The following is a 23,691-nucleotide window of genomic DNA, read 5'->3' on the forward strand; positions in this document are numbered from 1 at the left end:
TTTCTTATCCTTATGCCAAATGTATAAATTAATTTCCAAGCTTTTTTCTATACGATCTTGCAAAACTTTTGGCTACAAGAGCATTTGGCAAAAGAGCGACTAATCTTGCAGCCATTCGGTTCATTCTGCCCGAAACGATATCGTGTTTTCTTTTATCCAATGCCTTCAATAGTTCATCTGCCACTTGATCGGGAGTCTGGGTTGAGCCGCTATATTCCGCACCAAGTCCTTTTGCTATTTCGTTTTCTATGCCGGCGGCGTTGTTGAAATTGGTTTTGGTCAATCCAGGGCTGAGCAACATGACATGTACATTGTAAGGCTTACACTCCTGGGTTAATGCCTGGGTAAAATGGCGGACAAACACCTTGCTGGCAGCATAAGTTGTCATATAAGGTATCGGAATAAAGGAAGCCATAGAAGCAACGTTGACGATGGTGCCGTTTTTGCGTGCTTTCATCGGTTGCAGGAATAAATGGCTGAGGGCCACCAATGAGGAAACATTAAGCTGCAACATATTCAATTCCGACTGCAGGGATAAATTGGCAAACTCGCCACCGGAACCTATCCCTGCATTATTGATAAGCATTTCGATTTCCAAATGGCGTGTTTGCGTTTCCTCAAAAAGCCTTTGTGCCGAACCTACTTTGGACAAATCTGCCGAAATAAATTTCACTGAGATTTGATAGTCCCTGGCCAGTTGTGCAGCCAATAATTTTAGCTTAGATTCGTTTCTGGCTACCAACAAAAGGTTGTGCTTTCTTTTTGCCAAACGGTTTGCTATCGCTTCTCCTATCCCGCCCGAAGCTCCTGTTATTAAGATTACTTTCATTTTTTGTTATTTTAAATCAACGGTACAAAGTTGGGATAGTGCGTAAACTTAAATGTGTCCAAAAGTCGGAAAGTTGTGTTCAAAATATTAACTTGTCCATCATGATGAATAAACCGGAAAGTGTATCTTACTACCCTTTGGGCGATTCGGCAGTCGTTGCCGTTTTTAGCGAAACTATTTCGGAAAAGGTCAATCATCGGATCCGAATAGTCGGCGCAGGGTTGGACAAGCTGGAAAACCCCGCTATTTTGGAGTACGTGCCTGCCTTTACAACCATTACAGTGTATTATAATCCGCTATCCATAGATTTTGCGGAAGTTGTCGAACAAATGCAGCGCATTGTAGCCGCCATACCTGAAGAAACACATTTCAGTTCCGCCGACAAAGTTATCCCTGTCTGGTACGATGGTCCAGATCTCGACGAAGTCGCGAACTATACAGGACTGAGTAAGCAGGAAGTCATCCGGCTCCATAGTGAAAACGAATATATCGTGTATATGATTGGATTTGCGCCGGGTTTCGCATACCTTGGGGGTATGAACAGTCGCCTATCCACCCCTCGAAAACCAACGCCACGCCTCAAAATCGACCCGGGATCTGTAGGGATTGCCGGTGCACAGACCGGAATCTATCCGATAGAAACCCCAGGCGGCTGGCAAATTATTGGAAAAACACCGGTACGTTTATTTGACGCCAGCAAAGAGATTCCGTCATTTCTAGCCGCGGGAGATCGCCTGCGATTTGATCCGATTAGCGAAGCGGAATACCTGCGCATGAAAGGAGCAGATTATGGGGATTAGTGTCATCAAGCCAGGGATGTTGACGACGGTACAAGATCTAGGGCGCTTTGGATTCCAGAAATATGGTATGATAACGAGCGGTGCGATGGATAAGCTGGCACTTCGACTGGGTAATCTCCTTTTGGGCAATGAAGAGGATACACCTGCAATAGAGTGCACATCAATTGGACCTAGCTTGCTTTTTCATGAGCAGCAGCTTATCTGTGTCACCGGGGCAGATCTCTCCCCAGCAATCGATCAGCGACCTATTCCTATGTGGAAGCCTGTCGTCGTGCCAGCAGGTGCACAAGTCACCTTTGGTAAGCCCAAAAAAGGTTGGCGATCATACCTATGTTTTTACGGTGGACTTGATGTGCCAAAAGTACTTGGCAGCGCTTCTACCTATCTTCGTGGCGCTATAGGTGGGTGGCAAGGGCGTGCTTTGCAAAAAGGCGACCAACTATCCTTTTGTGCAGCCCGGCCACAGGAAAGTTCATCATTCAAGTGGCGTATGGCATCTTCATGTTACCGAGATCTTGACAACAACGTGATTCGTGTTATAGCCGGACCGCACTACCCGCTATTCGATAGCGATAGCCAGCGACGACTCACTGCCGATCTGTTTACGATCAGCAGCAATTCCGATCGAATGGGCTATCGCCTGGAATCAGCGAACTTGTACCTGCGTGAAAAAAAAGAACTTCTCTCTTCGGCCACCACCTTTGGGACGATACAGGTGCCACCTGACGGGCGACCTATAGTCTTGATGGCTGATCATCCTACAACAGGCGGTTATCCCATTATAGCTCAGGTAGCGACTGTCGACCTACCGCTGATGGCACAGTTGCCCCCCGGTGCAAAAATTCAGTTTGCATTGATCACGATCAAGGAGGCACAATCCCTATGGAGAGTCCAGGAAAATGAACTTCATAAATTGAAATTATCTTTAGCATTAAAATATGACGAGTAGTAAAATGATTGATCTCAATTGTGACCTTGGCGAGAGCTTTGGACCATGGAGGATGGGCAATGATGAAACGATATTACCTTTTGTAACCTCGGCAAATATAGCCTGCGGTTTTCATGCAGGTGATCCGTCTACAATGATGAAAACCGTTGCACTTGCGGCCAGCCACGATGTGCATATTGGTGCACATCCAGGATTTAAGGATATGGAAGGTTTCGGTCGTCGTCAAATGGCCCTGACGCCCATGGAAGTATATGACCTGATGCTCTACCAGATCGGTGCGCTTTACGCCTGTACCAAAGCACAGGGCGTATTGCTACACCATGTCAAGCCACATGGCGCACTGTACAATATGGCGGCACAAGATAACAAACTAGCCAAGGCGATTGCAGATGCGGTCTATGCATTTGATCCGAATTTGATCCTGTACGGCCTATCAGGAAGTGCACTTATTACGGAAGGCGAACAGCGTGGGCTAACCGTGTATAGCGAGGTATTCGCGGATCGTACCTATCAAGCCGATGGTATGCTGACACCCCGAACGATGGCTAATGCCGTCATAACGGATCATGAACGGGCATTTGCACAGGCCTTATTAATGGCCACAGAAGGAAAAGTGATCACTGCGGACGGCGTAAACATCCCCATTAAAGCAGATACGATTTGTATGCATGGTGACAATGCGTCCGCTATTGCGATAGCCCGGAAAGTGCATCGGGCCTTAATATTATCGCGTACACCATAGCATGGCTACAAAGAGATATACCACCTCTGCCTTGATCGCGGCAGCGATGCTCATGGCGATATCAGCCGTCGGGCCAGGTTTTTTGACGCAGACTACCGTCTTTACCCAATCATTGGGAGCCAGCTTTGGATTCGTTATCCTCCTATCTATCTTTGTTGATATAGGCGTTCAACTCAATATCTGGCGAGTATTAACGGTATCCGGCAAGCGCGCACAAGATGTAGCCAATCGTGTTCTTCCTGGCTTGGGTACGATTTTGTCCTGTCTCATTGTTATTGGAGGTTTAGCATTTAGCATTGGCAATGTCGCTGGAGCGGGGCTCGGTTTAGAGGCATTGGTTGGTGTTGATGTTACCACAGGTTCGGTGCTTGCAGCCGGTATTGCTATTGCCGTTTTTGCCAATCGTCAAGCAGGGCAAGTCATGGATCGTTTCACGCAATTAATGGGGTTTATCATGATCCTCGCCATCATCTACATTGCCTTTGTCAGTAAGCCACCTATGGCTGAAGCTGCTCTCCGCACGATAGCACCATCTGCTATTGATTTTATGGCTATTGTGACCTTAGTAGGTGGTACTGTGGGAGGTTACATCACCTTTGCAGGTGGTCACCGGCTTATCGATGCCGGTGTAGTAGGGAAGGAGTCCTTACCCGAGGTGAATAGAAGTGCAGTAATGGGGATATCGGTTGCATCGGTGATACGTATATTTCTTTTCTTGGCGTCACTGGGCATTATCAGTCAGGGTATGGCTATTGACGATAGTAATCCCACGGGATCCATATTCCAATTAGCTGCCGGCGAGTTTGGTTACCGCTTGTTTGGTTTGGTCATGTTTGCGGCAGCAGTTACCTCGGTGATCGGTTCCGCCTATACGTCTGTTTCGTTTGTCAAATCGTTCAGCCCATTCATTCAACGGAACGAGAATTGGGTCATTATTGCTTTTATTATCATCTCCATATGTGTTTTCGCGGTGGTCGGCAAGCCTGTCAATCTTTTGATCATGGCAGGCGCGGTAAATGGCATCATTTTACCGATATCACTGAGTGTTATGTTGATCGCTGCGTACAAGAAAGAGATTGTCGGTTCTTATAAGCAGCCCCTCTTACTTACTTGCATTGGTGTTGTTATCGTTGTTGCCATGACGTGGATGAGCGTACGGATCCTATTGGGGGGATGATGCGGCTTAAGTTATACTTTTGTTTGAAATAACAATCATTTTTAAAACAACTTGTGTTACCAAAGTTTCAAATAATATTGTAAGTTGACTGTTAACCACTCGATACTTTTAACCTCGTCGTCGCTGAAATGTCTTCCCCTAGATTTCAAGATTTCAGAATTGTTTAATTGACCAAGGAACGGATTTCAATCGTTTTTGCACCATTTTTAAGGTTTTTAATATATCTTCTTCTTTTGGAAATTCACCATAGACTAATGGTCTAAAATCACTTAAGTAAGTTGGAATAAGATCCTTCCAAACGATCTCTAAGTCCTTAAAAATTATTGCGTTATTAGGGTGATGAGACAACCATTTGTTGTTGTTTTTGAAACTTAGGATATCATCATTGGCAACTTTCAGTAGCATTTCATCAAACGCAGGGGATTTGAGAAACTCGGAGTTGCGCAGTAAACCTAATAGCATCCCTGTAAAGGTTTATGTTTTGATGTAGCTTCATTCGATATACCAGTTGTTTTTTGTGGGTAGCTCGGATTGTTCCAAGTCCAGTTTTATGATAGTAAGTGGATTTAGGCTGTCTTTTAACTTCTCCAATCCTTTTCCTTGATAACGGTTGTTTTGCAACACAGCCCCTACCAATGCTCTCACTCTTGAGGGATACAGAAGAGCATATCTAATCAATGATTCGATTTGGTTTGGGGTTAGTTCCTTCAAAACAATGCTCAATCTCCAGATTGTTTGGGACACAGAACTATCCGGAATACGTTTGATATCTTTAAACGCATCCAGTAACCCCAGAATGGCATAATTACTATCGCTCACTTCGGCATAGCTTTTTACAGCATCGGCCTTCAGGGCTTTTCTATCAATATTGATGCGCTTACTCCGGCTGGCTATTTTGGTACGGAAAGCCATTTGCGTGGTCAACCCTAAACGATTGTATAATGTTATGCCAGTTTCATAAGCTACACGTTTACCATTTTCAAACAGATAGGGGCGTAGTAGTTCATTATAATCTGGCTCTAACTCACCGAAAACAGTTTTTTCAGGTTTGTAAAACACCCCTTTAGAAACTTTTTTTATTAAGTGTTCCTTTTGCAGGCGTTCCAACGCTTTGGCCGCTGAGGTATATCTCTCTTTAGGAATGCGCAAATCGTCATATCCAAATGTCTTTCCATTTGGTAACCGTTTAATTATATTACGTATTTGTGCCGATAAGCTCATTGTGCAAAGATACGCATTTTTTGTTAATGTCAAGTTTTTGGTGTTAAAAACTTGACGTGTAATTGCTAAAACAAGCCGTTCCAGAAAAGAATTTCTATTGCTTTAAAGCAGTGTGTAGCATTTCCAGACAACTGAATACTATAATCAAAACTCTACAACAAGATGGGTTGATGGACTATGCCGAAGGTGCCAAAGGGTCAAGCTTTCTTAGAAAGGTACAGTGTAAACTACCTTTTACTTCCCCTCAGAACCCTCCCTATAATCAATAAGCTCAAACTGCACTACGTCGCCCTGTTTGATGGTTATTTTGGTTCCGGAAGGTGTGTATTCTCCTGTTATACATGCTTCGTCAGCACCTAGCGGCTCCATATCTAAGTTCACGTCGTCGTGCTTTTCAAGCAGTTCTAACAAATCCGCGCGTAGGTTATCGAAGTACTCGTTAACCAGTTTTAGATTTTTTTCTTTTGTTTCGTCCATGGTTTAAATATAACTAAAAATAGAAATATCTAAGCGAACTGCAACCTCAGCCGCCTTGCGATTGGAAGATATTATAAAGTCCTTCATTTTTAAACAATATTTTACCAATCTGGACACTGGACCAGCCCTCTTTAAGTTGGTAACTAAATTGGAGAAGTCGTGGTAAATGACGAAATTTGGTCAAGAATATATGCAGACTATTATGGTAACGGATAAAGACGATATTACCACACTTCCCTTTGCCGAGCGTGTGCGGTTAGGCGTACAAAAAGCTTTACGTAAGCTCGCGGAAGAAAGTGCCCTAAAAGGCGAAAGTCTAGTGGTCAAGATAGACGGAGAGGTGAAAGAAGTTCCAGCCAAAGACCTGCTTGCAAATATGCCAAAGGCAAAGTAAACCGTCCAACTTGATGTTCCATTTTGGAGTATCAAGTTTTGGAATTCATCCTCGCTTAGCTGACACTTTTCTAAAAATCCTATTTCAAATGTAATAGTGTCAAGGCTACATAGTCGCTACATAAGATAAAATTCTTCCGCCATTTTTCGTGTTTATTTGACGTGGCGCAGAAGTATCCTCGCATTCCCTATCACTTCCGGCCACTAATGCCCGTTTCGAATTCTGCGCTACGGAGCTTTTCTTGCATTAGCATTAGAGATCCTTAGCATTCTTAGAGCCAATTCTGGTTATAACGATCTATGACGTCTTTTAGATCAATTGACTTATTTTCAGAATTTTTTAGCTCTTCATACAGTTGGGGGAAGTCCGCTATAAGCTTCAAAATAATTTCTTTTCTTTCCTTGTAGCGTACGTGAACCGGCATGTTTTCTTTGAAAAGGAAAGGATAGGTTGCTTTTGCTGATTCGTTAGGCGAACCAGTGCCTACAGATGCATAATAATGATATAAATTGATTTTTCCGGAAGAGATTACCTGAACAAAATCTTGCGTTACTTTAAAGTTGAAAACATGATGAAAGTGAAGGTCTTTTGCGGTTGTGAAGGTATCTTGTCCTATTACAAAACTTACGATTTCCTTGGTTGTTAATTTTACTTTTTTTGCTTTTTTGTTTTCCTTGAATGTGATCGAGGAGGTACCATAGGGTTTTGGTTGATACGGAGTAGGAGTATAGTTAAATTTAAGAAGGCCAGTTATTTTCTCCCCATCGATCGTATAATAATGTCCAGGAGTATATTTTTTAAAGAGTTCCTGACTCATTAAATTTTTGCAAAATAATAGCAAAAATAGAACGGATGTGGTTCGTAGTTGTAATTGGAGTGATGGAAATTTCATGTTAATATGATTTTTAGCGCGAAGATAATAGTTTCCACTTTATCTCCAATTTTTATTATATATTCCCTTAGAAGATTGGGTAGCTGTAGTTTCGGTGCACCGCCGCTGCATTCCCTATCGCTTCCGGCCACTAATGCCCGTCGCACAACCAAAGAAATATTTCTCCTGCGTGACTGTCAAGTTATTCTGCTCAAATATTCGCTTCACCAAATCGCTGTTGCCATATTTTTCCGTATAGATCCAAAGCATTTTGTAATCGTGCGGGTTTCCTAAAAATATTTTTCCGAGCAATGGTATAACTTTTCCTAAATAGAACCCGTAGAGGGTACATAGAAGTTTTTTACTCGGTTTTGAGACCTCAACAAAACTGAATTTTCCACCGGGTTTTAGAATTCTATGTATTTCGCTAGCTAAAACTTCCAGCTGTTGCTCATTGAACGTTTTGAGGCCGTATGCGCAAGAAATAATATCAAAATGGTTAGACTCTAATTTATTTTGAAGAATATTTTCACACAGTAAATTAAGGCCGCCAGCAAACAGTTTTTTGCTTTTATTACTCGAGCGCGAAACCATTTTGTCAGAAAAATCTAAAGCATAAAAGGTTGAATTCGGAAAATTTCGTTTTAGGAATGTCCAATTTTCGCCTAGCCCTGAAAGCAGGTCAATTACATGTAGGTGCTGGTTTGACTTTCCAAGTTTTTCTAAGAATTGTCTGCGCCAACGAATGGAAAAGCCGAAGGATGTTATATAGTTCATTCGTTCATACGAACTTGACATCCGGTTGAACATTTTTTTGACAAATGCGGGCTCGTAAATATTATCGTGGTGCGACACGACCTTTTCTATCTTATTAGCTTTGCTCATATAGGTTTGTATATATTTACATTCTAATTGCGCTAATTGTTCTTCTTGCTCCCAATATCAAACCCCTTTACCACCGTTACTCCTTTGGAAGAGACATGAGGTGCATTTTCCTGCAAGCGGTCGATGTATTCAAAAAGCAGTTCAATATTCTGGTCATGGCCTTTCTGTTTTTTTGAGATTTTCTCTACCGTGTGTTTGATTTCGGCTATTTCCAGTTGCATTTTTGTATTGACATATAACAAGTCTCTAAGCTTTACGAATACATCTATTATACGGATGCTCATCCTGATAGCTCGTTCAGTTTTCAAGACATTTGAAAGCATTAATACGCCGTGTTCGGTAAACGCGAAGGGTAGGTATTTGGAATAGCGTCCTTGTTCTAAGGTCGCATTTTGCGATCTTAGAACGGAGTCATATTCTTCTTTATTTAACTCAAACATAAAATGTTCAGGAAAGCGAATAATATTTCTCCTTACTTGCTCCTTAAGTCTCCGTGTTTCCACCCCATACAACTCCGCTAGATCACTATCCAACATTATCTTTTGTCCTCTGAACTCGTATATTTTGTTTGCAAGGACATCGTCCGCTATGGCTACTGCTTTTAGTTCTGTTTTGGTTTTACTCATAACTTAATGGTATCGTTCATAATTCATTATACCAATAAAGGTAATAATAAACTCTTATTGTAAAGCAATGAATCTCTCATTTTGTGCATGCACATAAACAGGAAGAAACACGCCATCGCTGTTTTTCCATATGCCGTCTTCGCACTTCCGTTCGGGTTAATGGGGAGCTCAACGAAAAGCTGTGAATTTTCTAACGTCTCTTCGAACGCTATTCGGCCTTTGTTTATACACTGTTCGGACTCTGTTCGCCCAATGAACGATGATTTACCGTGTGTTTACCGTGTATTTAACGTGCGCAACACGGTAAATACACGGTAATTTACCGGTAGAATGCCGGTAATCTTCCGAACAAGATGCGAACAAGATACGAACAACGTGCGAACAAGGTTTTAATATAGTCTACGTATGGAGAAGGTGTGTATACTAAGATTCAAGTGCTAAGAACTATAACACGATTGCTATTAGGTACTCCCGACAACATCAATACACCATGTTCGGTAAATACCATTGGTGCATACCTCGTATGAGCAATGCAATCACTCTTTTCAGTTATTGTTGCGGCGTCAAAAATAACTTTTCTAATTCCCTATTTAAAAACTCTCCTTTTAGATCTTTCGCGATGACTACTCCGTCCGGATCAATTAGAAAGTTAGCCGGAATAGACGTTATACCATATTTAAGATACACTTCACCTTTATGTCCTTGTAAATCTGATACCTGTGCCCATGTGATGCCGTCTTTTTCTATGGCTTCCATCCATTTGTTTTTGTCTGTATCTATAGATACACTCAAAATAGTGAAACCTCTATCTCGATAGTTCTGATAGGCATTAATGAGGTTCGCGTGTTCCTCCCGACACGGACCGCACCAAGAAGCCCAAAAATCTAAAAGGACATACTTGCCTTCAAATTCGGATAGACTTATTATCTTACCGTCTGTATCCTCCATGCTGAAATCTATTGCTTTCATGCCGGCCATTACTTGGCTTTTCTTTTTGATTCTTTCTCTAATAGTTTTTCCTTTTTCTGTATTTTTTAGAGACTCTGCAAGTTTATTGTATACCTTTTCTACCTTGAAAATATAGGTGTTAATTCGTGAGAGCTGATGCAATATGTCTAAGCTCACATACGTGTTAGGGTATTGGTTTGCAAAAGCTAATTCGATATCTGCTCTTTCGTAAAAAGCTTTATCAAGTTCTCTTCTATTATGATGTAGTAATGCTGTATCCTTTTTTTCTGTTTCATCGAATAAATCGGGGTCCTTTATGGATCTCATCCTTTCCCGCACGGTGGCCAGCTGACTGTGTAATAGCTGTAATGTGTCATTTAAGGGCGTTCCGCTTATTTCCGCCCCTGTTAACGTGTCGGGACTAATAATTTTTATACTACCCGGTTCTAAATATATACTTGCCGATTCCGTAGTAAACCCTGCCAATCCTGGGTCCTCATTCCTGTAGATGTTCGCCTTTGTCGGGCGTTTAACCTCACCGGTAAAAGAAAAACGCTGGTTTACGGCTGTTGTACTTTCTAAAATATGGTTGCCCTTTTCTACGTACGACAGGTATAATGTATCCCCTTCTTGTAATTTCTTTCCGTAACCGGAGATCGTAAAGGTAGTCTGTCCGAACGCGTGCCCAATAGATAATAAAAAAAATACTAAATATAACCTGTTCTTCATGCTTTAGTTGTCTCCTATTCTAAAACCTATTGCTCTTTTTGCTTTTGCCGCGATAGGAGAGGTGTCTTGCTTCTCCTTGAGTCGGTCAATGTATTCAAAGAGCAGTTCTATATTTTGGTCTCGTTTATATTCATTATACCAATAAAGGTAATCATAAACTTTTATTGTCAAGCAATAGAATCTTCCATTAACCGGACTTCACGTAATGGAGAGCTATAGATCCAGATTTAAATTTGATGGTATCGACCAGTTCGAGATTAACTTTCCCATGCAGGCTTCCAGTATCTAACAAATGTCTGCCATTACCCACAATAACAGGATGGATAACAAGAAAAAATTCATCGATAAGGCCTACGGCAATCATTTCGGGAAGCAGGCTGATACTGTCCATCAGAATGGTTTTTCCGACTTGCTGCTTCAATTTTAGAAGTTCTCCCGCAGGATCGCTACGGACGATACGCACGTTTTGGTCGACAACGTCCAACGATCGGGAAATGACAACACTACTAATAGTGCTAAGCTTTTTAGCAAATCGATTTTCTGCGGGGCTGCCAGACTGATCCCTGGCAACTTCGCGCCAGTACGGAAACATAAGCTGGTACATGATGCGACCAAAGAAAAGCAGGTCAACATCGTCCATCATGGCAGAAAAGTAATCTAAAACCGCTTCATCAGGACTGAAGGCGGTGTGGTCACAGTAACCGTCAAGGCTCATGTTGATACAAAATCTTACTGTTCTCATCGTATACGCATAACTGTTATCAGTGCAATAGTACGAGAATCGCTTTTAATCGCGCTTCGCCTAAGACAAGAAAAGTATAACAAATCGACCGAAAACTGAGCAGGACTTTATATATACAAATCGTTTAATGCTTAGTGCGAATACTCTTAAGTGCTTGTGCCCACAATAACACCAGTTCCAACGTCACATTAAGAGACCGTATCTGAAACGGCCTTGGAGCGATCGACTCAATTTGCAACACTATAAACCCATTCTGCCACCTTTTGATTTATCCGCATCGGGCGGGTGCTGCCCGTTATTATAGCAATTTTTAGCATATCCGTTTTTTTAAATAAGCAGTTCGTTATCAATTCTATAAAAGGACTTCTGTAGTGTGTCTTACTTTATTTAATTTCCAAAATTGATCCGCGATATTTTGGGGATTCCGCAACTTGCAATTTTCGTCTATTTTTCCGTTAATCAATATTGTTGCGACATAAATACCCCGATCCCTTAAAGTAAAAGACAGGCAGCGCACCATAGACAATAGCCCTGCACTGGTAATCGATAACGATGCATAATCAGGTTTAGGATGGATGGCGATGCTTCCTCCCGTGGTCAGTATAGTGCCGGTTGATTTCGGTATACAATTCTTAAGACACCGGACTGCTGTTAACAGTCCGAGCACGTTTACTTTAAAGTCGTAAAGCATATCATTTTCACACACCTTAAGGATGTTCCCATTATTGATACTAGCCACGTTGTATAGCATAACATCGATTTTTTTGTAACGACTTTTTATTATCTCCAGCTGATGGGTAAAATCTTCATTGTCAGCAATATCGGTGGGGTATATTTCTATTTTGTTGATCCCGTTAGATAATTTCGTTTTTAATTCATCCAATTTGCTAACATTGCGGCTCATTAATAAAAGGTCAAACCCTTCCGTTAAGAATCTCGAAGCAATAGCTCTTCCCAGGCGTTCACCGGCTCCAATGATCAATATTACTTTTTTGTGCATGTCATCCCAGGTTTTACGATGTGCGTGTATTCTGTGTCGATCGAATCAGCCATACGCCATCTTCTTTTAACAGCAACATTGTCAATATCCCGGTACGTAGCTCGGTATGCAGATTGTCGATTTTGAAATCCTCCCACTTCCATGCGGCGTAAACGATAGCAATGTCATCGCGGATTAAACTAATATCCAGAACGTCGAGATGATATTTCATGTTCTGATTTTGCTTCGACAAAATTTGATGAGCTTTATCATGTTGCTTTATATTTTCTGCATTCGTGGCGTACATTACACCAGACCACGTAATGAACTTCGTGTCTTTCGTAAATAGCTTTCCCCAATTTTCCATGTCATGGTTATTCCAATAAGTGACATATTTGCTAAATAATTCCTTAATCAATTTTTCCTGTCCCATAACGATATCATGTTATTCATCTCCTGCAAAGATATCCGACCTATATGCTGTAACATGTGATTATAATCACAATCCTTTTGCGAGCAATTCGATAAAAAGGTTTGCAAAAAGCTTATCTTTATCAGATTAGAATTTAATAGCACCTTAATCAAGCAATGACGGATATGGATGATTCTAAAGTGTTAGATGATTTTTATCAAAAGTTGTCCGAGAAGTTTCCGTATGTTACCTCCGGGAGCTGGGAAAAGCTGCGGGAGATATCTATCGTAAAATATCTTGAAAAGGACGATATCTTTCTCAGGCATGGAGAACGCTTGCAGTTTGGAGTATTCGTCGTTACCGGATGGCTAAAACTTTACTATCTGGATGAAAAAGGGGACGAACGGATATCTGCCTTTTGCGGCGGTCTTGAATATATCGACAACTGGAACTCGATCCATCAACAGCAGGCATTGCCGTATTCTGTAAGCGCAATAGCTTCAAGCACCATTATATTGTACCCACTTGAAAAGATGGTGAAGATATTCAGCAAAGAGCCAGATCTACTTCAGTTATGTGTAGACCTTTCTCAAGAAATGATCAGAAAAAAACAGGAGCATTACGAGATACTCACCCTTCGATCTCCAGAAGAACGATATCTTCATTTGTTAGCGTCCAAAAAGAACTGGTTACAGGAAATTTCATTAACCAATCTAGCCAAATTTCTGCATGTGAGTAGAGAGGCGTTAAGCCGGGCGAGAAATCAGGTCTCCTTAAAGTGATAGTGTCCTCTATGCATACACCGGAAGCGTGAGGGCAGTTTAAGTATTCAACGGAAAAATGGACATTTAGCGTCTTCCTCCTTTAAATTAATGTTTTTTTGCAACTATAGCATACACCATTGGAATTTTGTTGTCCAAATGTTTTATCCGATATTTTTTCGGTTCAAATTCAACTGCTTGGTTAAAACAATTATACGGTGAATAATCGTACTCTTGAAAATGTACGAGTTCCATCGAATTGTTTAAAAGGCTAGTTACAACCTCACTCATGCTGTGGTTCCAGCTTACGTAAGATTGAGAAATGTCAGCATCTTTATCTGCATAAGTTCCCTTTTCTGTTTCAAAGATCGGTGCTACATTAAAATAATGATATCCAATGCTGTCAAAATTCTCGTCAAACATCCATACAACAGGATGGAATTCTACGAAAATGAATCGACCGTTTGGCTTCAGGAAAGTGGCGATCAGTTTCCCCCATTTCTCTAGATCGGGAAGCCAACCAATAGTTCCATAACTCGTAAAAACGATGTCGAATTTTTTGTCAAGATGTTTGTCCAGATCATATACATCACAGCAAATAAATTCAGCGCTGGAATCGGTTTCGTTGGCTAGGTCTTTTGCTGTTTCGATGGCTTTGTCAGAGAGATCGACGCCGGTCACTTCTGCGCCAAGTCTACTCAGTGAAATGGAATCTTGCCCGAAATGACATTGTAAATGCAAAATGCTTTTTCCTTTGATATCTCCCAATATCTCCAATTCGATTGTATTTAAAGATGTTTCTCCCTTTAAAAACCCATCAAGATTATAAAAATCAGATTTTACATGGGTATCCACTCTGTTGTTCCACGAGCGTCGGTTTATTTCAATATAATTGTTTTCGGAATTCATGAACTATGTTTATACTAAAGTTAGAATTAATTTCGGTTTTTTCATAATTCGTCTACCTCCACGGCCATCTGTTTTTGAGGTCACAATCTGTGACCTCAAGGAGGGAAGCCTACACCACAGGAGTGTATTGGAGTTTTCTTGACCTTGCATTCGAATAATTTTGTTTTTTTTGTATATTCGATTATAATAATTAAACGTCGATGGGCAGACCTATAAACGGTTGATTTGCATAGACAACGATGATAATCTTAAACGTATGATACGATGAAAATTTTTCTTTTTATGTGTGCATTGGCTGTTATGCAATGGACTGGCGGTATCCTTTTTGCCCAAGAGACATCCGCAGACAAGCTTGTGTCGAGGATAGTGGAGGACGGTGGATCGGGTGCGTATAGTGCGATAATGCTAGCAGAGCCCTCTTTAGCTACGCATACTGTTTTCCGGCCTCAGGATCTCACAACTTTTAATCAAAACCGTAAGCTTCCTATTATCGTTTGGGGCAATGGAGCCTGTGCAAACTCACCTTGGGAACATGTTAATTTTTTATCTGAAGTGTCATCCCACGGGTTTTTAATTGTGGCGATCGGTTTAATGCCGCAAGAGGGAAAGAAAGGAGACGGAAAATCCACATCCAAGCAGTTAACAGACGGTATCGATTGGGCGATCGCGCAGAATAAGGATCCAAAAAGTCCGTATCACAATAGACTTGATGTTTCAAAAATAGCGGTGAGTGGGATGTCGTGCGGTGGTCTACAGGCGCTTGAAGTGGCTTCCGATCCAAGAGTAAGCACGGTAGTGATATGCAATAGCGGTATTTTAGATATTCCCGGCAACGGCCGGAGCGCAATGCCAGATCTAAAAAAGGAAAATCTTAACGAAATCCATACGCCAACACTTTATATGTTAGGGGGCGAAAAGGATATTGCTTACGCGAATGGAATGGACGATTACCGACGTATTAATCATGTTCCTATTTTTATGGCAAATATGGATGTGGGACACGGAGGGACGTTTAGCCAGCCGCATGGTGGGAAATTTGCTAAAGTGGCCACGGCCTGGTACAAATGGCAACTGAAGGGAGATTCGGAAGCTGGTAAAATGTTTTCTGGTGATATGCCTTTGCTTTCGAAGAATGCCCACTGGCGTATAGAGAAGAAAAATATGCCATAATTTTAACGGTATACACAACTATCTTTAATAATAAACCTCATCCACTATGAATTTTTTCCCGATTATCGGTATCGTCTTATTATTGCCAACATGGTTATTTGCCCAACAGCCACGTATTCCTGAAGGCTGGTCGGACGGCTACGCGTATGCTAATGGTATCCGGATTCACTATTACCGTGCTGCTCCCCAGCCAGATAAACCTGTACTGGTAATGGTTCATGGGGTGACCGACAATGGATTATGTTGGACAACGCTTGCACTGAACCTTCAGGGCATGTACGATATTTATATGCTCGATGCACGTGGGCACGGCTTGTCTGATCCCTTTATGGCTGGTGATGACGGAGAAACATTGATAAAGGATGTGGTCGCGTTTGTGGGCGCCATGGAATTTCATAACCCTATTTTAATGGGACATTCTATGGGAGCGGCCACGGTAATGCGACTCGGGGCGGATTATCCGGATATAGCCCGTGCGGTAATCATGCTCGATCCTCTGCTGGGACGAATCGGCGGCCAAAACCGACCTACCCGGAATAACAGCAAACCCAACACGGATGTATCGTCCAAATCTGCTCCAACAAAACCCAAGATTGCGGTTAATATGTTTGGTAATCCGGAGGCTCTTGTGACACAAAACAATTATAGTTTCGAAGATCTGATCGCCTTGGGGCGTAGGCAAAACCCGCTATGGGGAGAGATGGATATTGCATATTGGGCGCTTTCGAAGAAGCAATATCACGGTCCTTATACGAGCGAGGCCGCTGAAGCGATGACCGGAACGATGAATATCGGGAATGCGTTGTCTAGAATACAGGTACCCGCTATTATCCTAAAAGCAGACGCTTCTGCCGAAGTTCGTAAAGCTAACGAGGATGCCGCTGCGGCTATGCCGAAGGGTAAGCTTGTGCATATTGATGGGGGAGGGCATAACCTGCACCACGATCAACTGGAACGAACGACAGCGGTCATCAAAGAATTTTTATCGGCGCTGTAGGGGCTAGCCTATAAATTTTAGTTATTGGATTATGTTAACACAATTACAATCTATACACGTAGCCTAAGCGCCCGTCCGTATTTGTGCCACAATACATAATGGCTTTATCTTTGTACAGTAAACGAGTATAAGATGGATCATTTAAAATTAGAAAATCAAGTTTGCTTCCCAATTTACACTTTGGCAAAAGAGATGGTGAACAAATATCGATCCTTGCTAGAAGATTTGGAGTTAACTTATCCACAATATTTGGTGATGCTCGTGCTTTGGGAGAAAGATGAACAATCTGTTTCGGCCATCGGAGAGAAGTTGAATCTAGACAGTGGTACACTGACCCCCCTTTTAAAGCGGTTAGAACAAAAGGAAATTGTAATGCGGAAGAGAAGTCAGGCAGATGAAAGAATAGTAGTCATTTCCCTTACAGCAGCGGGTCATCAATTAAAAACGAAAGCACAAAATGTACCTTCAGCAATGGTTGATGCAATGTCGATACCTGTAGCAGAATTAAAACTATTGAAAAATAGTATAGACAAGATATTATCAAATTTATAAAAACAGAAAAATGAAAACTTTGTATACAACACGTGTTACCGCTCAAGGAGGACGAGACGGACACATTAAAAGTGAAAATGGTGTATTGAATGTAGATGTACGTGCACCGAAAGCATTGGGCGGTAAAAGTGATGACTTTACTAATCCTGAGATGTTATTTGCTGGTGGATATGCAGCATGTTTTGATAGCGCTTTGAATTTGGTGATTAAAAAATCACGTATTCAGACAGGAGAAACTACGGTAACCGCTAAGGTGGGTATCGGACAGTTGGATAATGGTGGTTTTGGTTTGGAGGCCGAGTTAGAGGTTAATATTCCAGGGGTCTCTATAGAAGAAGCCAACAAACTCGTAGAACAGGCGCATCAAGTTTGTCCTTATTCCAATGCGACACGCGGAAATATAGAAGTAAAATTGGTAGTAACTAACAATTAAAAGTAACATAAAAATCCACAAATTAAGATTGAATTTTATCAAAAATTAGCAAAAGTTGCTCCGGAGAAAACCGTTTTTGCAACCAACTCGTCTACCTTATTACCGAGTCAATTTGCAGCGTATACCGGACGTCCGGAAAAATTTGTGGCCCTACACTTTGCCAATGAAATATGGAAACATAATACTGGGGAAGTAATGAAACATCCTGGTACTTCGGATGAAGTATTTGAAAGTTTATTAGTATTTGCTAAACAGATCGGCATGGTGCCTTTGGCCATTCATAAAGAACAGCCAGGTTACATTGTCAATTCACTGCTAGTTCCTCTTTTGAGCGCCGGAATGGACTTGTGGATAAGAGATGTAGCAGATATTGAGACTGTAGATAAGACTTGGATGGTTGCTACAGGTGCTCCATTAGGTCCTTTTGGTATTTTGGATGTTGTGGGAATTACCACCGCTTATAATATTAATAAAATGGTGGCAGATAAAACAAAAGATCCTGTGAAGCTTAAAATTGCAGATAAGCTGAAAGCAGAATTTATAGATAAAGGTAAATTGGGTGTAGAGACAGGTGAAGGGTTTTATAAATATCCTAATCCAAGCTTTAAACAAAAAGATTTTTTAAAATAAATAACAATGTCATTAATAGAAGATTTGAAATGGAGACATGCTGTCAAAGCGTATGATCCGAATAAAAAAGTAAGTCAAGAAGATATTGACAAAATAGTAGAAGCAGCGCGTTTAGCACCTACTTCTTCTGGTCTACAACCGTTTAAGGTAATCATAGTACAAGACCAGGAAGTGAAAAACAAATTGGTAAAAGGTGCGCTGAACCCAGAATGTATGCGCGATGCTTCACACATCATTATTTTTGCAGCTTGGGATAGATATACGGCAGATCGTATAGATCATGTGTATAATTTCACAACAGACGAAAGAGGATTGCCACGTGGACGATTTGATTCGTATACCAATATGCTCAAAAATGTTTATCTCAACGAACCTGCCGAACGCAATTTTGCTCATACAGCACGTCAGACCTATATTGCGCTAGGCATGGCATTGGCTCAAGCGGCTGAATTGCGTGTAGACACTACTCCAGCCGAAGGTTTTAATAATGCGATTATAGACGAAGTGCTAGAATTGGAAAAACATGGTCTGAAAAGCGTTTCTTTGATGTATGTAGGTTATGCCGATGTAGAAAAAGATTGGCTTTCGACTATGAAAAAAGTACGTGTACCTAAAGAAGATTTTGTATTAACGTACTAAAATTTTGCTAATCTTTTTTCGTACCACCCCAACTTGATGTTCCATTTTGGAATATCAAGTTTTTGAGTTCATCTTCGCTTAGCTGAAACATAAAATCCTCAGGGAAACGTTTGATGTTACGCTTAACAGCCTTGTTTAGATTTCCAGTGGTAACTCCGTATAACTCCGCCAGATCTTGATCAAGCATCACTTTATGATCTCGAAAAACGTAAATCCTACTCATCAGTACCTCGTCTGGGAGTGTTGTATTGGAGGAACGAGCCTAAGATTACTACTGGGAGAACTTAAAGGATGAATTAACCTTTAAGGTCATGTTTCCAAATCGTATCTTTAATTCTTCCATCACACTACTTTTATCTTCTGACAGATATCCAGTCTGTAGGTATCGGAAAATCAAGCGCCAATCATTGTCTATCAGCGTGTAAGTTTTTCCACCTTGCTGAACATTAAGCTGTAATAATGCACCATCCTCCGTTCCTCTTGTCGTCATAAAAGTGGGGATAAAATGGTCTAATCCCGAGAGATTAAATTTGATACCTGTTGTTCCTTGTCTCAGACCTTTGATCGTTTCAGATGTGAATATAGGTTCTTCACCGTTCTCCATATCTGTGTTACTGCTGTAAACCGAAACAAAAGCGTCCACTGGAGCATCTCTGTCTAGTTCCCAATTTAGGTATGGGCTATGAAACGATAAGGTGTCGACAGTGATCGAATCAATTTGTTTCACATTGACAAATTCGATACTCTTCGAGATAGAATCTAGTGGGTACATGGAGTTTTTTCTGTTCTCCGCACTTGAATAAACATACTGGAAAAGCTTGTATTTTCCCGGATCAAAAATCTGCAATTTTAAATCTTCAGTTGTATCTGTTCTTACCCATTTGTCATTTGCTAGGTTTAAGAGCTTCCATTGTAAAAAGATGCCCTGCATTGTATTAAGTTTTTGACCGGACTTAGTTTCCCAGTGAGTCTCATTTACAAAGTTAGCACCCCCGTATGTTTTATATGGACTATCTACATTTATAGCGAAACCATATGTCGGTAAAATCAGTGTAGAGTCCGGAAGAGTTTTTCCCTGAGGATTAACGTACGAAAATTTACTCCTTATACGTTTATCCTTGGTGTCGTCATTATAATCTTCATTTTTTTTACAACCAAAAGCCAGAAGTAAAAGTGTCAAAACTACGAGTTGGCGCATATATCTATAATTGTATATTTATACTAAGGTAATTGAATTTTTTGATTTAAAAAATTAGTGCTATGGGACAACATATCCTAGACAAAATTTGATGAGCTTTATCATGTTGCGCTAGATTTTCTGTCGTCCGCGTAATCTGCAAGGCTGCCGGCCATGTTGGGCCCCGTGATCGAGACGACCTGCTTGCTCAACGACACGGTACTAAAAAAGATTTTTGCAGTATTCATCCCCATCGCGTTCTGTATTTGCGTAACGCTAGGTGTGTACTTTGTTAGTCGTTATAGGTACCAAGCAATTGCTAAATTGGGAGGTCCTATCCCTAGAAACCCGGGACTGATTAGCAATTCGATAAAATTCGGGTCATCTTTTAACTGGCACAATTCGAACCGTAAAAATAGATGGATCGACAATACACTTTTAGGGATAACTCGGTAAAAAAACGCGGAGCATATTGATAGCATTAGAATATTAGTTAAATTTAACAGATAAACTAAATTGCGATGAGAAACTACTGCATAATCTTCGGCATCTTATTCCTTACCTATATTTTAGGATGTCGCTCATATCAACCTATTGCCGGAGACACAAAAACTGAAATACAGAACAACTTGCTGGAGATGGTCAAGATAGATCAAATTGCAGCCTTCCCAAAGAAAGGTATATATAGCGATTACACAGACGAGCAGTGGCAAGCCTTTAAAGATAGCGTTTTTCAGACCAATCAAAAGACCATTGCTGGCTATTTCAAGACCTATGGGTATCTTGGCTACAATGAAGTGGGGAAAGAAGGATCGAATCATTTCTGGTTATTGGTCCAGCATTGTGATCACGATCCCAAGTTTCAAAAGCAGGTATTGAAAGAGATGGAAATTCAGGTCAAAAAGAATAACGCCGACCCAAAGAATTACGCTTATCTTTTTGATCGCGTTCAGGTAAATGCCGGGAAAAAACAGCTATTCGGGACACAAGTAGATTATCTAGTTGAATCTACAGGCCGCGCCATACCTCGAAATGGTCTGATTGATTCCGCCAATATAGATACGCGAAGAACCGAATATGGCCTATCACCATTATCCGAATATCTAAACGATATGACTACTATGCACTTCGAGATGAATAAAGCGGCCTATATCCAAAGTGGGTACACCGAGCCCGATTTATACAAGGAAGCTGAATAGGTGATTAGTGTTTTAAGTTAGAACCTCATGGAGACGGACTTGTTTACTTGCAAACAGCTTTAGCAATTACGATTAACAAAGCTCCAGTTCCCACTATTCCATCTAGTATGTGGACATTAATATATTTTTCAAACACGACAATGATGCGGGACGAAATAAAAAGAATTGAGTATATCATTAAATACATTGGGACGGCAATAATAAAACCACCGATGTAAAACATAGTAATGATGCCGACAGCCCATAGGATCTGGAGATATAAAATGCTCATAGGTAGTATTTTAAAAATAAACATCTCTTCAATTGGCGAGCTTTTTATAACACCTTGTATTTCTAGGAAATGTAATATTAACGGTAAGAACACAATACTTAAAAACGGTAGGTTTAAAAAATTATCTTTAACAGACTTGCCGTGCTGATGTATCCATTTTAACGAGAACACCAAGCCCATGAGCGTGATAAATATTGGATACAGAAATATTCCAAAGACTTCTGCAATCTTTTTGGGGAAAATAAGAGTCAAACAGATCGCAATAGTAATGTAAACGAGAAACCTAGTCCCAACCTTTAGAAGTCCATCTGTCGATTCTGAAATGCTACGCTTTTTATACTTGGCGAGGATTTCGTTAATCTTTACATAAAAATTATCGAAGTGTGTTCTAATCGGATCGTTTTTGAGAACCTTTCTCGTAAAACCATAAAAACCAAAAATAACACCTAATATTTCAATAATCATAATTTGTTATTATATAAATCTTTGTACGTCATCTCACCAACTCTTTCTCACCAGATGCTTATTTATAGCCTGGCCAATGATCTGTTTCTTCTTTTTTAGTTGTCGAGAAAAGGAATTCGAGCCGAATTGTCTTTTACAACGTTTGATATAAGAAAGATAATTCGATTGCTGTTTTATCGGTACATCAAAATGGTCAAATATAAAATCTCCCCGGTCATCGATGGTTAACGAATATCGACGGCGGAACACCTGTTTGTTCTCCACTTTATTAGCATACTTAATTGGAGCATTATAAAGCTTTTTTACCTGGTTAAGATATACGGCGCGCGGTATGGTTGGGTTATGAGATGATAGCCGTATAACTCTTCTTGAACGCCGTTTTATAATCTCGATTACCCTGCGGTAGTATTTTGCAATATTCGTAGACTTGATCAGCGTATTGTAACCTCTAAATTCAAATCCCAAATAGTTGAGAGGACTATCTATTACACATCTGTCACCCTCAATAATCTTAATCGCAGTTATCCGTTTGTCGCCATTTTTATTGTACACCATGTTCCTAAAAAGAAACCGTTCCGTTTTCTCTGTACTGATCTTGACATGAAACTTCTTTATCAGTTCGTTAACATAGTCATCTATATCTTTCATTTGCGCCGGCTTGCATAAGATCAAGATATCGTCTGAATATCTTCGGTAATGTGCACCCAACTTACGCGACAGATCATTGATGATAGTTCGATCGAAATCAATAAGGTAGAGATTCGCTAGAACGGCACTAATGGGAAGTCCTTGGGGTATACCGATTCGCTCTTTTTTGCTGTCTTCATCTTTGTCGCTGAAGAAAGGATTTTTATATACTGGGAGTCGCCCTTCCTTAATTGCTTTCCGGAAATCCGCATTCGATTCGAAGAAACATTTGAAACCCTTCGTCTTTCTGATTTTTGCTAATCGCGATTCGTCAAAGTGACGTTTACCTTTCTTCTTTAGGTCATTGTACAATACGTAGCTAAAATTGGTACAGGATCTGAATACGTTCAGATGGTCCTTCGGTAACTCATCTTCGCCGAGTGCATAAGCCCATATTTTATAGAGGGTAGGATGATGCAAGGTGGAGAAAAAGCTTTTTAGATCGATGGCCAGTACTGCCACTTCACCCTCTGTATCCACTCTTTTGTTGATCTCCTCAAATACCTCGTGTGCAAAGTGAATATTGCTTTTACCTTTTTTGTTTTCTTCGCTTATTGGAATGGTGCGATAGGCCAACACGGCTTTGTCGAGCTCTGGATCTTCTTTTAATTTAGCTTCATATTTCTTACCTAGTTCATGCGCGTAGTACGCATAGATCAAGGCATCGAAGTGGCTTGCGTAATGTAGCGGTCTTTGCTTGACTGTTTTGACAGTTCCTGAACCATCAAGTTTTTTGTGACTATGCGCTCTGCTCTTTCCGGCTTTGATATGGTGTTTTTTCGGATCAGGCTTTTTGTATTTTCGATCCGAAAGGATGCGGTGTATCAACGGGAAGAAAGCGTAGGTCTCCATATATTTTTTAGAAGTTATTTTGTGATAATAATCTTCCCAATTACGCTCCATACTTAGTGATGGTGTAATATGCATATAGCCTTTGCTCTGTAGCCAGTCTGGTTTTCTTTTCATAATTTAAATAAGCTTACACAATGGACTCTCAATAATGTATTATTGTTTACATAC

At 40.8% G+C, this 23,691-nt stretch carries 30 protein-coding genes; 13 read left to right on the forward strand and 17 right to left on the reverse strand.

Annotated features, from left to right (window positions below):
* Nucleotides 1-28 precede the first annotated feature (28 nt).
* The gene (locus tag C5745_RS04675) at nucleotides 29-829 is read right to left on the reverse strand and encodes an SDR family NAD(P)-dependent oxidoreductase (RefSeq protein WP_105715820.1); all 801 of its coding nucleotides are present in this window, start codon (nucleotides 827-829) and stop codon (nucleotides 29-31) included.
* 101 nt (nucleotides 830-930) lie between these two features.
* Between C5745_RS04675 and pxpB the strand changes: the two genes are divergently transcribed.
* Genes pxpB through C5745_RS04695 form a run of 4 tightly spaced genes read left to right on the forward strand, consistent with a single transcriptional unit; the run spans nucleotide 931 to nucleotide 4,497 of the window.
* The gene (pxpB, locus tag C5745_RS04680; RefSeq protein ID WP_207795716.1) at nucleotides 931-1,629 is read left to right on the forward strand and encodes a 5-oxoprolinase subunit PxpB; all 699 of its coding nucleotides are present in this window, start codon (nucleotides 931-933) and stop codon (nucleotides 1,627-1,629) included.
* Nucleotides 1,619-2,578, forward strand: coding sequence for a 5-oxoprolinase subunit C family protein (locus tag C5745_RS04685; RefSeq protein WP_105715821.1), 960 nt, complete (start codon nucleotides 1,619-1,621; stop codon nucleotides 2,576-2,578). The genes pxpB and C5745_RS04685 overlap by 11 nt, the downstream gene beginning before the upstream one ends.
* A complete protein-coding gene (locus C5745_RS04690) occupies nucleotides 2,568-3,320 on the forward strand; it encodes a LamB/YcsF family protein (protein WP_105715822.1) in 753 nt (250 codons plus the stop codon). The genes C5745_RS04685 and C5745_RS04690 overlap by 11 nt, the downstream gene beginning before the upstream one ends.
* 1 nt (nucleotide 3,321) lies before the next feature.
* A complete protein-coding gene (locus C5745_RS04695) occupies nucleotides 3,322-4,497 on the forward strand; it encodes an NRAMP family divalent metal transporter (protein ID WP_105715823.1) in 1,176 nt (391 codons plus the stop codon).
* Nucleotides 4,498-4,650: 153 nt separating this feature from the next.
* Here C5745_RS04695 and C5745_RS04700 read toward each other — a convergent pair whose 3' ends face one another.
* The 3 genes from C5745_RS04700 to C5745_RS04710 form a co-directional block, all read right to left on the reverse strand.
* A complete protein-coding gene (locus C5745_RS04700) occupies nucleotides 4,651-4,959 on the reverse strand; it encodes a hypothetical protein (RefSeq protein ID WP_105715824.1) in 309 nt (102 codons plus the stop codon).
* 30 nt (nucleotides 4,960-4,989) lie between these two features.
* Nucleotides 4,990-5,718 (reverse strand): DUF6088 family protein, encoded by a 729-nt coding sequence (locus C5745_RS04705; RefSeq protein ID WP_105715825.1) that lies wholly within the window; start codon nucleotides 5,716-5,718, stop codon nucleotides 4,990-4,992.
* Nucleotides 5,719-5,952: 234 nt separating this feature from the next.
* Nucleotides 5,953-6,195 carry a hypothetical protein gene (locus C5745_RS04710; protein ID WP_105715826.1) on the reverse strand — a complete coding sequence of 81 codons (243 nt, stop codon included), beginning with the start codon at nucleotides 6,193-6,195 and terminating at the stop codon, nucleotides 5,953-5,955.
* A gap of 166 nt (nucleotides 6,196-6,361) precedes the next feature.
* On the opposite strand from C5745_RS04710, the gene C5745_RS04715 reads away from it, so the two are divergent.
* A complete protein-coding gene (locus tag C5745_RS04715) occupies nucleotides 6,362-6,589 on the forward strand; it encodes a hypothetical protein (protein WP_105715827.1) in 228 nt (75 codons plus the stop codon).
* A gap of 271 nt (nucleotides 6,590-6,860) precedes the next feature.
* Here the strand turns inward: C5745_RS04715 and C5745_RS04720 are convergent, their stop codons facing one another.
* The 8 genes from C5745_RS04720 to C5745_RS04755 all read right to left on the reverse strand — a co-directional run bounded on the left by C5745_RS04720 (nucleotide 6,861) and on the right by C5745_RS04755 (nucleotide 12,802).
* Entirely contained in the window at nucleotides 6,861-7,406 is a 546-nt protein-coding gene (locus C5745_RS04720) for a hypothetical protein (protein WP_105715828.1), read from the reverse strand.
* Between the two features lie 189 nt (nucleotides 7,407-7,595).
* The gene (locus tag C5745_RS04725; protein WP_105715829.1) at nucleotides 7,596-8,345 is read right to left on the reverse strand and encodes a class I SAM-dependent methyltransferase; all 750 of its coding nucleotides are present in this window, start codon (nucleotides 8,343-8,345) and stop codon (nucleotides 7,596-7,598) included.
* Nucleotides 8,346-8,377: 32 nt separating this feature from the next.
* The gene (locus C5745_RS04730) at nucleotides 8,378-8,971 is read right to left on the reverse strand and encodes an ORF6N domain-containing protein (RefSeq protein WP_105715830.1); all 594 of its coding nucleotides are present in this window, start codon (nucleotides 8,969-8,971) and stop codon (nucleotides 8,378-8,380) included.
* Nucleotides 8,972-9,520: 549 nt separating this feature from the next.
* A complete protein-coding gene (locus tag C5745_RS04735; RefSeq protein ID WP_105715831.1) occupies nucleotides 9,521-10,648 on the reverse strand; it encodes a TlpA disulfide reductase family protein in 1,128 nt (375 codons plus the stop codon).
* Nucleotides 10,649-10,651: 3 nt separating this feature from the next.
* Complete coding sequence (locus tag C5745_RS20160) at nucleotides 10,652-10,819, reverse strand: hypothetical protein (protein WP_165793018.1); 168 nt, start codon at nucleotides 10,817-10,819, stop codon at nucleotides 10,652-10,654.
* A gap of 16 nt (nucleotides 10,820-10,835) precedes the next feature.
* Nucleotides 10,836-11,390: a dihydrofolate reductase family protein gene (locus C5745_RS04740; RefSeq protein WP_105715832.1), complete on the reverse strand. Its 555-nt coding sequence runs from the start codon at nucleotides 11,388-11,390 to the stop codon at nucleotides 10,836-10,838.
* Nucleotides 11,391-11,742: 352 nt separating this feature from the next.
* Complete coding sequence (locus C5745_RS04750; protein WP_105715833.1) at nucleotides 11,743-12,390, reverse strand: SDR family NAD(P)-dependent oxidoreductase; 648 nt, start codon at nucleotides 12,388-12,390, stop codon at nucleotides 11,743-11,745.
* Between the two features lie 13 nt (nucleotides 12,391-12,403).
* Nucleotides 12,404-12,802, reverse strand: a complete 399-nt coding sequence (locus tag C5745_RS04755; protein ID WP_105715834.1) for an SgcJ/EcaC family oxidoreductase — start codon at nucleotides 12,800-12,802, stop codon at nucleotides 12,404-12,406.
* A 164-nt stretch (nucleotides 12,803-12,966) separates the two neighbouring features.
* Here C5745_RS04755 and C5745_RS04760 point away from each other — a divergent pair, with 164 nt between their 5' ends.
* Nucleotides 12,967-13,563, forward strand: a complete 597-nt coding sequence (locus C5745_RS04760) for a Crp/Fnr family transcriptional regulator (RefSeq protein ID WP_165793019.1) — start codon at nucleotides 12,967-12,969, stop codon at nucleotides 13,561-13,563.
* 87 nt (nucleotides 13,564-13,650) lie between these two features.
* Here the strand turns inward: C5745_RS04760 and C5745_RS04765 are convergent, their stop codons facing one another.
* Nucleotides 13,651-14,451, reverse strand: coding sequence for a class I SAM-dependent methyltransferase (locus tag C5745_RS04765; RefSeq protein ID WP_105715836.1), 801 nt, complete (start codon nucleotides 14,449-14,451; stop codon nucleotides 13,651-13,653).
* 264 nt (nucleotides 14,452-14,715) lie between these two features.
* Between C5745_RS04765 and C5745_RS04770 the strand changes: the two genes are divergently transcribed.
* From C5745_RS04770 to C5745_RS04795, 6 genes are all read left to right on the forward strand, one after another.
* Nucleotides 14,716-15,621 carry an alpha/beta hydrolase family protein gene (locus C5745_RS04770; RefSeq protein WP_105715837.1) on the forward strand — a complete coding sequence of 302 codons (906 nt, stop codon included), beginning with the start codon at nucleotides 14,716-14,718 and terminating at the stop codon, nucleotides 15,619-15,621.
* Between the two features lie 46 nt (nucleotides 15,622-15,667).
* Entirely contained in the window at nucleotides 15,668-16,618 is a 951-nt protein-coding gene (locus C5745_RS04775) for an alpha/beta fold hydrolase (RefSeq protein ID WP_105715838.1), read from the forward strand.
* A 132-nt stretch (nucleotides 16,619-16,750) separates the two neighbouring features.
* Nucleotides 16,751-17,170 carry a MarR family winged helix-turn-helix transcriptional regulator gene (locus tag C5745_RS04780; protein ID WP_105715839.1) on the forward strand — a complete coding sequence of 140 codons (420 nt, stop codon included), beginning with the start codon at nucleotides 16,751-16,753 and terminating at the stop codon, nucleotides 17,168-17,170.
* Nucleotides 17,171-17,180: 10 nt separating this feature from the next.
* Nucleotides 17,181-17,603, forward strand: coding sequence for an organic hydroperoxide resistance protein (locus tag C5745_RS04785; protein ID WP_105715840.1), 423 nt, complete (start codon nucleotides 17,181-17,183; stop codon nucleotides 17,601-17,603).
* 21 nt (nucleotides 17,604-17,624) lie between these two features.
* Nucleotides 17,625-18,233: a 3-hydroxyacyl-CoA dehydrogenase gene (locus C5745_RS04790; RefSeq protein ID WP_105715841.1), complete on the forward strand. Its 609-nt coding sequence runs from the start codon at nucleotides 17,625-17,627 to the stop codon at nucleotides 18,231-18,233.
* A 6-nt stretch (nucleotides 18,234-18,239) separates the two neighbouring features.
* Nucleotides 18,240-18,872 carry an NAD(P)H-dependent oxidoreductase gene (locus C5745_RS04795; protein ID WP_105715842.1) on the forward strand — a complete coding sequence of 211 codons (633 nt, stop codon included), beginning with the start codon at nucleotides 18,240-18,242 and terminating at the stop codon, nucleotides 18,870-18,872.
* A gap of 7 nt (nucleotides 18,873-18,879) precedes the next feature.
* Here C5745_RS04795 and C5745_RS04800 read toward each other — a convergent pair whose 3' ends face one another.
* On the reverse strand, nucleotides 18,880-19,095 hold the full coding sequence (locus C5745_RS04800; RefSeq protein WP_105715843.1) for an ORF6N domain-containing protein: 216 nt from the start codon (nucleotides 19,093-19,095) through the stop codon (nucleotides 18,880-18,882).
* A gap of 48 nt (nucleotides 19,096-19,143) precedes the next feature.
* Nucleotides 19,144-20,070: a hypothetical protein gene (locus C5745_RS04805; RefSeq protein ID WP_105715844.1), complete on the reverse strand. Its 927-nt coding sequence runs from the start codon at nucleotides 20,068-20,070 to the stop codon at nucleotides 19,144-19,146.
* Nucleotides 20,071-20,570: 500 nt separating this feature from the next.
* On the opposite strand from C5745_RS04805, the gene C5745_RS04810 reads away from it, so the two are divergent.
* A complete protein-coding gene (locus C5745_RS04810) occupies nucleotides 20,571-21,248 on the forward strand; it encodes a DUF6624 domain-containing protein (RefSeq protein WP_105715845.1) in 678 nt (225 codons plus the stop codon).
* A gap of 43 nt (nucleotides 21,249-21,291) precedes the next feature.
* Here the strand turns inward: C5745_RS04810 and C5745_RS04815 are convergent, their stop codons facing one another.
* Together C5745_RS04815 and C5745_RS04820 are read right to left on the reverse strand one after the other, a co-directional pair.
* Nucleotides 21,292-21,984, reverse strand: a complete 693-nt coding sequence (locus C5745_RS04815; RefSeq protein ID WP_105715846.1) for a hypothetical protein — start codon at nucleotides 21,982-21,984, stop codon at nucleotides 21,292-21,294.
* A 33-nt stretch (nucleotides 21,985-22,017) separates the two neighbouring features.
* Nucleotides 22,018-23,637, reverse strand: a complete 1,620-nt coding sequence (locus C5745_RS04820; RefSeq protein ID WP_105715847.1) for a reverse transcriptase domain-containing protein — start codon at nucleotides 23,635-23,637, stop codon at nucleotides 22,018-22,020.
* Nucleotides 23,638-23,691: the final 54 nt, after the last annotated feature.

Origin of the sequence: Sphingobacterium haloxyli (assembly GCF_002980525.1) — a bacterium.
Classification (GTDB): Bacteria; Bacteroidota; Bacteroidia; order Sphingobacteriales; family Sphingobacteriaceae; genus Sphingobacterium; species Sphingobacterium haloxyli.

What these genes read in the sequence shown, in the direction of transcription:
- C5745_RS04735 (WP_105715831.1), bottom strand. Translation starts at nt 10,648, where the DNA reads ATGAAGAACAGGTTATATTTAGTATTTTTTTTATTATCTATTGGGCAC.
- C5745_RS04730 (WP_105715830.1), bottom strand. Translation starts at nt 8,971, where the DNA reads ATGAGTAAAACCAAAACAGAACTAAAAGCAGTAGCCATAGCGGACGAT.
- C5745_RS04785 (WP_105715840.1), top strand. Translation starts at nt 17,181, where the DNA reads ATGAAAACTTTGTATACAACACGTGTTACCGCTCAAGGAGGACGAGAC.
- C5745_RS04710 (WP_105715826.1), bottom strand. Translation starts at nt 6,195, where the DNA reads ATGGACGAAACAAAAGAAAAAAATCTAAAACTGGTTAACGAGTACTTC.
- C5745_RS04815 (WP_105715846.1), bottom strand. Translation starts at nt 21,984, where the DNA reads ATGATTATTGAAATATTAGGTGTTATTTTTGGTTTTTATGGTTTTACG.
- C5745_RS04760 (WP_165793019.1), top strand. Translation starts at nt 12,967, where the DNA reads ATGGATGATTCTAAAGTGTTAGATGATTTTTATCAAAAGTTGTCCGAG.
- C5745_RS04700 (WP_105715824.1), bottom strand. Translation starts at nt 4,959, where the DNA reads ATGCTATTAGGTTTACTGCGCAACTCCGAGTTTCTCAAATCCCCTGCG.
- C5745_RS04740 (WP_105715832.1), bottom strand. Translation starts at nt 11,390, where the DNA reads ATGAGAACAGTAAGATTTTGTATCAACATGAGCCTTGACGGTTACTGT.
- C5745_RS04780 (WP_105715839.1), top strand. Translation starts at nt 16,751, where the DNA reads ATGGATCATTTAAAATTAGAAAATCAAGTTTGCTTCCCAATTTACACT.
- C5745_RS04810 (WP_105715845.1), top strand. Translation starts at nt 20,571, where the DNA reads ATGAGAAACTACTGCATAATCTTCGGCATCTTATTCCTTACCTATATT.
- C5745_RS04675 (WP_105715820.1), bottom strand. Translation starts at nt 829, where the DNA reads ATGAAAGTAATCTTAATAACAGGAGCTTCGGGCGGGATAGGAGAAGCG.
- C5745_RS04720 (WP_105715828.1), bottom strand. Translation starts at nt 7,406, where the DNA reads ATGAGTCAGGAACTCTTTAAAAAATATACTCCTGGACATTATTATACG.
- C5745_RS04820 (WP_105715847.1), bottom strand. Translation starts at nt 23,637, where the DNA reads ATGAAAAGAAAACCAGACTGGCTACAGAGCAAAGGCTATATGCATATT.
- C5745_RS04770 (WP_105715837.1), top strand. Translation starts at nt 14,716, where the DNA reads ATGAAAATTTTTCTTTTTATGTGTGCATTGGCTGTTATGCAATGGACT.
- C5745_RS04685 (WP_105715821.1), top strand. Translation starts at nt 1,619, where the DNA reads ATGGGGATTAGTGTCATCAAGCCAGGGATGTTGACGACGGTACAAGAT.
- C5745_RS04715 (WP_105715827.1), top strand. Translation starts at nt 6,362, where the DNA reads ATGACGAAATTTGGTCAAGAATATATGCAGACTATTATGGTAACGGAT.
- C5745_RS04695 (WP_105715823.1), top strand. Translation starts at nt 3,322, where the DNA reads ATGGCTACAAAGAGATATACCACCTCTGCCTTGATCGCGGCAGCGATG.
- C5745_RS04795 (WP_105715842.1), top strand. Translation starts at nt 18,240, where the DNA reads ATGTCATTAATAGAAGATTTGAAATGGAGACATGCTGTCAAAGCGTAT.
- pxpB (WP_207795716.1), top strand. Translation starts at nt 931, where the DNA reads ATGATGAATAAACCGGAAAGTGTATCTTACTACCCTTTGGGCGATTCG.
- C5745_RS04800 (WP_105715843.1), bottom strand. Translation starts at nt 19,095, where the DNA reads ATGAGTAGGATTTACGTTTTTCGAGATCATAAAGTGATGCTTGATCAA.
- C5745_RS04750 (WP_105715833.1), bottom strand. Translation starts at nt 12,390, where the DNA reads ATGCACAAAAAAGTAATATTGATCATTGGAGCCGGTGAACGCCTGGGA.
- C5745_RS04805 (WP_105715844.1), bottom strand. Translation starts at nt 20,070, where the DNA reads ATGCGCCAACTCGTAGTTTTGACACTTTTACTTCTGGCTTTTGGTTGT.
- C5745_RS04705 (WP_105715825.1), bottom strand. Translation starts at nt 5,718, where the DNA reads ATGAGCTTATCGGCACAAATACGTAATATAATTAAACGGTTACCAAAT.
- C5745_RS04690 (WP_105715822.1), top strand. Translation starts at nt 2,568, where the DNA reads ATGACGAGTAGTAAAATGATTGATCTCAATTGTGACCTTGGCGAGAGC.
- C5745_RS04755 (WP_105715834.1), bottom strand. Translation starts at nt 12,802, where the DNA reads ATGGGACAGGAAAAATTGATTAAGGAATTATTTAGCAAATATGTCACT.
- C5745_RS04775 (WP_105715838.1), top strand. Translation starts at nt 15,668, where the DNA reads ATGAATTTTTTCCCGATTATCGGTATCGTCTTATTATTGCCAACATGG.
- C5745_RS04725 (WP_105715829.1), bottom strand. Translation starts at nt 8,345, where the DNA reads ATGAGCAAAGCTAATAAGATAGAAAAGGTCGTGTCGCACCACGATAAT.
- C5745_RS04765 (WP_105715836.1), bottom strand. Translation starts at nt 14,451, where the DNA reads ATGAATTCCGAAAACAATTATATTGAAATAAACCGACGCTCGTGGAAC.